4 protein-coding genes and 1 pseudogene are annotated in these 6,135 nt (G+C 73.5%); all 5 read left to right on the top strand.

Annotation, left to right across the window (positions count from 1 at the left end):
• Nucleotides 1–2,124, top strand: a 2,124-nt coding sequence (locus tag AB0L40_RS25770) for a DNA translocase FtsK (protein WP_364361337.1), incomplete at its 5' end; no start/stop codon positions are given.
• A gap of 47 nt (nt 2,125–2,171) precedes the next feature.
• The gene (locus tag AB0L40_RS25765; RefSeq protein ID WP_364361335.1) at nt 2,172–2,966 is read left to right on the top strand and encodes a helix-turn-helix transcriptional regulator; all 795 of its coding nucleotides are present in this window, start codon (nt 2,172–2,174) and stop codon (nt 2,964–2,966) included.
• Nucleotides 2,963–4,273 (top strand): competence/damage-inducible protein A, encoded by a 1,311-nt coding sequence (locus AB0L40_RS25760; RefSeq protein ID WP_364361333.1) that lies wholly within the window; start codon nt 2,963–2,965, stop codon nt 4,271–4,273. The genes AB0L40_RS25765 and AB0L40_RS25760 overlap by 4 nt, the downstream gene beginning before the upstream one ends.
• A 222-nt stretch (nt 4,274–4,495) precedes the next feature.
• A complete protein-coding gene (recA, locus tag AB0L40_RS25755; protein WP_364361331.1) occupies nt 4,496–5,623 on the top strand; it encodes a recombinase RecA in 1,128 nt (375 codons plus the stop codon).
• 281 nt (nt 5,624–5,904) lie between these two features.
• Nucleotides 5,905–6,135, top strand: a pseudogene (locus AB0L40_RS25750) (hypothetical protein); the annotation flags it as partial.

Raw genomic sequence — 6,135 nt, 5'->3', positions numbered from 1 at the left:
GCCACCGGCCCCGCGCCCGTCGGCCTGCCCGGCGCGGCCGACGAGGACGCGGCCCCCGAGTTCCCCCCGCTGCCCCCGCGCCGTGGGCGCAGCACGCCGCCCGAGCCGGAGGACGACATCGCGGCCTCGCGCGGCGAGCAGGTCACCGCGTCGCGCGGCGGGGTCAGCGCCTCGCGCGGCCCCGGCCAGACCGGCCGCACCGAGCTCGACGGCGCGCTGCGCTACCCCGACCTCTTCGGCGACGGCGACGAGGTCCGCCTCGACCTGGGCACGCCCGTGCCGGGCGACCCGGCCGACGAGCCGACCGCCGACACCGAGCAGTCCCTCGACGCGGCCGACGACGAGCCGACCGTCGTCGTGCCGCCGCGCCGCAGCGCCGCGGGCGGCACCCCACGCCACCTGCGCGTGGCCGACGACGCGGACGTGCCGCCGCGCGTCCCCGCCCCGCGCACCGAGGAGTCCGACGGCACCGAGGACGAGGACGATGCGCCGGCCCCCCGGCCGACCCTCGCCGAGCTGCGCTCGCGCCAGCCGATGGCGGGCGACAACGACGCCCCCGAGGACGGCTACGTCCTGCCGGACCCCGCGCTCCTGAAGGTGTCGACGTCCGACCAGCTGCGCCCCGACACCGCCGGCCAGGCGGAGACCGCGCACGCGCTGATCGAGGCACTCGCGCACTTCAAGGTCGACGCCAAGGTGATCGGCACGATCGCCGGCCCGCACATCACGCGGTACGAGCTGAAGCTCGCGCCCGGCATCAAGATGTCGAAGGTCGCGCAGCTCAAGGACGACCTCGCCTACGCGCTGGCCGCCACCGACATCCGCATCCTCGCGCCGGTCCCCGGCAAGACGGCGGTCGGCGTCGAGGTCCCCAACGCGCGGCGCCGCATCGTGCACCTCGGCGACGTCTACGGCGACCCGCCGGAGGACGCGTCCCCGCTCACCGTCTGGCTCGGCAAGGACGTCTCGGGCGCGCCGATCTACGCCGACCTGGCGAAGATGCCGCACATGCTCGTCGCCGGCACCACCGGCGCGGGCAAGTCCGGCTGCGTCAACGCGATGCTCTCGTCGATCCTGCTGCACGCCACGCCGGACGACGTGCGCCTCGTCCTCGTCGACCCCAAGCAGGTCGAGCTGAACCACTACGAGGCGATCCCGCACCTGCTGACGCCCGTCATCACGAGCCCGAAGATGGCGGCCAACGCGCTGCAGAACCTGGTGCGCGAGATGGAGTGGCGCTACGGCGTCATGAGCGTGAAGAAGACGCGCTCGCTGATCGAGCTGAACAAGGTCCGCGTCGACGACGGCGACGAGCCGCTGCCGTACATCCTGTGCGTCATCGACGAGCTCGCCGACCTGATGATGGTCGCGCCGGCCGACGTCGAGGACGCGATCATCCGCATCGCGCAGAAGGCGCGGGCCGTCGGGATCCACCTCGTGCTCGCCACGCAGTCCCCACGCGTGGACGTCATCACCGGGATGATCAAGGCGAACGTGCCGTCCAGGATCGCGTTCTCCGTGTCGTCCCAGACCGACTCGCGCGTCATCCTCGACCAGAACGGCGCCGAGTCGCTGCTCGGCCGCGGCGACATGCTCTTCAACCCGGTCGGGTCGTCGAAGCTCACCCGCATCCAGGGCGCGTACATCGACGAGGCCGAGATCGCCGCGCTGACCGAGCACTGGGCGCGCCAGGGCGAGCCGGACATCCGTGAGGACCTGCTCGAGGCCCGCGAGGACGACGCGCCCGAGGAGTCCGCCGAGGAGGACCCCAACGACGCCGACGCCGATCCGCTGCTCGCCGACGCCGTCGAGATGGTCGTCGAGATGGGCGCCGCGTCGACGTCCGGACTGCAACGTCGCCTGCGCGTCGGCTACACCCGCGCCGGGCGCCTCGTGGACATGATGGAGCGCCGCGGGATCATCTCGGGCTTCGAGGGCAGCAAGTCGCGTCAGGTGCTCGTGCAGCCCATGGACCTGCCCCGCGTGCTGGCCCAGATCCGCGGGAAGGGCACGTCCGGCGGCGCCGACGCGGACGGTCCCGAGGCACCCCACGCGCCGCCCTCCGGGGACGACACGGACGACCGCACCGGGGACCACGCGGTCCTCGGATCCGGCGGCGAATGACGTCGCGCCACAGCTCGGGTTCCCCGGGCCGATAGCCTTCCGGACCAATGCCAGAAATCGGCGTCACCCTGCGCGAGGCCCGCATGCGCGCCGGCATCGACATCGCGGAGGTCGAATCGCGGACCAAGATCCGCGCCAAGTACCTCCGTGCCCTCGAGAACGAGGAGTGGAGCCTGCTCCCGGGCACCACGTTCGTCAAGAGCTTCCTCCGCACGTACGCGGAGGCGCTCGGACTGGACGCCAAGCTCCTCGTCGAGGAGTACAAGTTCCGCCACGAGCCCTACGAGGTCGGGGCCAACGGCCAGTCGGCCGGGTCGCAACGCGGCCGCCGGGGTGGGCGGCGCGGCGGATCGCGGGGCGGGGCGTTCGGGCCGCAGAAGCGCACGAACCTCCTCCCGATCCTGCTGCTGCTCGTCGTGGTCGCCGGGGCGATCTTCGCCGTCCTGCAGCTCGGCAAGAGCGAGGACAAGCCGGCACCGCCCACGACGACGCAGGCGCAGAGCAAGCAGGAGCGCGCGTCCGACGTCGATGCCGCCGAGGCCACGCGGGTGCGCCGCCTCGTCCGCCTGCGGATCGTCGCGCCGTCCAGGGAGTCCGCGTCGGTCTGCGTGCGCGACGCGAAGGGCAGGAAGGTCCTCGACCAGCCCGAGCTCGCCGCCGGCAAGCGCACGAAGCTCGTGAAGTCCAAGAGCTTCGACATCGTCACCACCGACGGGGCGAAGGTCCTGGACACCGGCAAGCGGATCAAGCTGCAGGCCGACAGCAAGAACGTCATCGCCTTCCACGTCACGAAGAACGGCCGCGTCCGGCTGACGGGCGCGAAGAAGCCGAGCTGCTCGTGAGCACCCCGCGCGCCGCGGTCGTCGTCACCGGCACCGAGGTCCTCGGCGGCTGGGTGACGGACGTCAACGGTCCGTGGCTCGCCCAGCGGCTCGGCGCGCTCGGTGTCCAGCACGTCTCGACGACCGTCGTCGGCGACCGCCCGGAGGATCTGCGCGCCGCGCTGGAGAACGCGCGCGACCGCGGGCTGGAGCTCGTCATCACCTCCGGCGGCCTGGGCCCGACCGAGGACGACCTCACGACGCAGATCGTCGCCGAGTTCACCGGCCGCCCCGTGGCGCTGGACGAGGCCGTCGAGGGCCGCATCTGGGCGATCGTCGAACCGATGTCCCGGCGCTGGAAGGGCATCAGCCAGGAGGCCGTCCGCGCGGCGAACCGCAAGCAGGCGCTGGTGCCCGACGGCGCCGCGATCCTGGAGCCGGTCGGCACCGCCCCGGGGCTCGTGGTGCCGCCCACCGACGACGACCCGGACCGTCCGCCGACGCCGACCGTCGTCGTGCTGCCGGGCCCGCCGCCCGAGCTGCAGCCGATGTGGAGGACCGCCGAGTCGCATCCCGGGCTGCTGGCCGCCGTCCGCGGGGCCACGACGCTGCACGAGTCCACGCTGCGCCTCTTCGGCCTGCCGGAGTCCGAGCTCGCGAACACGATGCGCGACGCACGCCGCGCCGGCGTCGCCGTCGACGCGTTCGAGATCACCACCTGCATGCGCGGCGGCGAGCTCGAGGTCGTCAGCCGCTGGGCCCCGGAGCAGGACGCCGACGGTCGCGCGTTCGAGGCGTTCGTGGTCGAGCGCCACGGCGACATCGTCTTCTCGCCCGACGGCCGCACGATCGACGAGCTCGTCCTCGACGGCCTGCGCGGCCGCGGCTGGACGGTCGCCACGGCCGAGTCCTGCACCGGCGGCCTGCTCGCCGGGCGCCTGACGAAGCTCCCGGGCTCGTCGGACGTCGTCGAGGGCGGCATCGTCTCGTACTCCAACGCGGTCAAGGAACAGGCGCTCGGCGTCGACCCGGCGCTGATCGCCGCGCACGGGGCGGTCTCGCCCGAGGTCGCCGCGGCGATGGCCGCCGGGGCCCGCGAGCGCCTGGGCGTCGACGTCGCGATCTCGACGACCGGGATCGCCGGCCCGGGCGGCGGCTCCGAGGAGAAGCCCGTCGGCACGGTCCACGTCGCCGTCGCCGGCCCCGACGGCGGTCTCTCGCGGCACCTGCGGCTCCCGGGCGACCGCGATCGCGTCCGCGAGCTGACGACGACCGCCGCGCTGCACCTGCTGCGCCGCGTCATCGCCGGCGAGCACGACGCGCCGTAGTCGCCGCCCCGTCGCGGGCGGGCGGGACCGCGCTCCGGACGCACGGCCGGCGCCGGTTCTCCACCGCGGTTCCGTCCGACGCCGGTGGGAACATGCGTTCGTGTCGGCACCGCTCCGGCACGTTCGCGGCCTGTTTCCGGCATACGAACGTGCGTACGGTTGGGTTCCGTCCGAACCCCGTCGGACAATGACATTCCGCTTTCTACGTTGAGGTGTAAGGACATGGCCGCCAAGGAGACCGAGGCGACGGCGAAGGCCCGCGACGCCGCACTGCAGGGCGCCCTGCAGCAGATCGAGCGCCAGTACGGCAAGGGCACCGTGATGCGCATGGGCGAGGAGGGCGCGCACTCCCGGGTGGACGTGATCCCGACCGGCGCGCTGGCGCTCGACATCGCCCTCGGCGTCGGCGGCGTGCCGCGCGGCCGCGTCATCGAGATCTTCGGCCCGGAGTCCTCCGGCAAGACGACACTCGTCTACCACATCCTCGCGGAGGCCCAGAAGAAGGGCGGCGTCTGCGCGTTCATCGACGTCGAGCACGCGATGGACCCGATCTACGCCCAGCGGATCGGTCTCGACATCGACGAGCTGCTCGTCTCGCAGCCGGACTACGGCGAGCAGGCGCTGGAGATCGCCGACATGCTCGTGCGCTCCGGCGCCGTCGACGTGGTGGCGCTGGACTCCGTGGCAGCGCTGACGCCGCGGGCGGAGCTCGAGGGCCAGATGGGCGACCAGACGGTCGGCCTGCAGGCGCGCATGATGAGCCAGGCCATGCGCAAGCTCACCGGCAACCTGAGCCGCACCAACACGCTCTGCATCTTCACCAACCAGATCCGCGAGAAGGTCGGCGTGATGTTCGGCTCGCCGGAGACGCAGCCGGGCGGTCGCGCGCTGAAGTTCTACAGCTCGCAGCGCCTCGACATCCGCCGTATCGAGACGATCAAGGACGGCACCGACGCGGTCGCCAACCGCGTCCGCGTGAAGGTCGTCAAGAACAAGGTCGCCCCGCCCTTCAAGCAGGCGGAGTTCGACATCGAGTTCGGCAAGGGCATCTCCACCTCGGGCTGCCTGATCGACCTCGGCATCGAGCACGGCGTGGTCCAGAAGTCCGGCTCGTTCTTCTCGTTCGACGGCGAGCGCCTGGCGCAGGGCCGCACGAACGCGAAGGCGCACCTCGACGCGAACCTCGAGATCGCCAAGGAGATCGAGCGCCGCATCTACGAGAAGCTCGGCCTCGCCGCGCCGGGTGCCGAGCCGCCCTCCGCCGCCGGCATCAAGGCCGCGGAGACCGCCGCGAAGGCCAAGGCCCAGGCCGAGGCCGACGCCAAGGAGCCCGCCGCCGCGATCGCGTGAGCGGCGCCGGCAGGTCGTCCGACGGCGGTCCGGCGGGCAGCACGCCCCCGGACCTCTTCGGCGACGAGCCGGGGTGGGACGCTCCGCTGCCCGACCTCACGGCCGGGTCGGCGGGCGCGGGGTCCCGGGGGAGCGCGGGAGGCGCCCCTCGGGACCGGGAGCACGACACCGAGCCGGACGCGGGAGGCGTCCGGGACGGTGACGGGCCGCTGCCCGACCTGACGGCTCCGGCCGTCGACGCGTCGTCGCCCGATCCGACGAGGTCCCCGTCGGACGCGTCGTTGCCCGACCTCACGGGGTCGGACGCCGATGCACCGCTGGCGGACCTCGGTGGCACCGGCTCCGCCGAGCTCTGGGCGCCCGCTCCGGAGCCGTTGCCGATCGATACGGGCGACAGCGGGGCCGACGGGTCGCTGAGCGACCTGACCCGCCGCCCGCGCCGGCCGCGTCGCGGGCGGGGTGGTCGGCGCGGGGCCGGCGACGGAGGGACCGCGACCGGGCCGGACGGGGGC

It is taken from the genome of Patulibacter sp. NPDC049589, assembly GCF_040675535.1.
GTDB lineage: Bacteria > Actinomycetota > Thermoleophilia > Solirubrobacterales > Solirubrobacteraceae > Patulibacter.
This window is presented reverse-complemented; position numbering and strand designations above follow the sequence as displayed.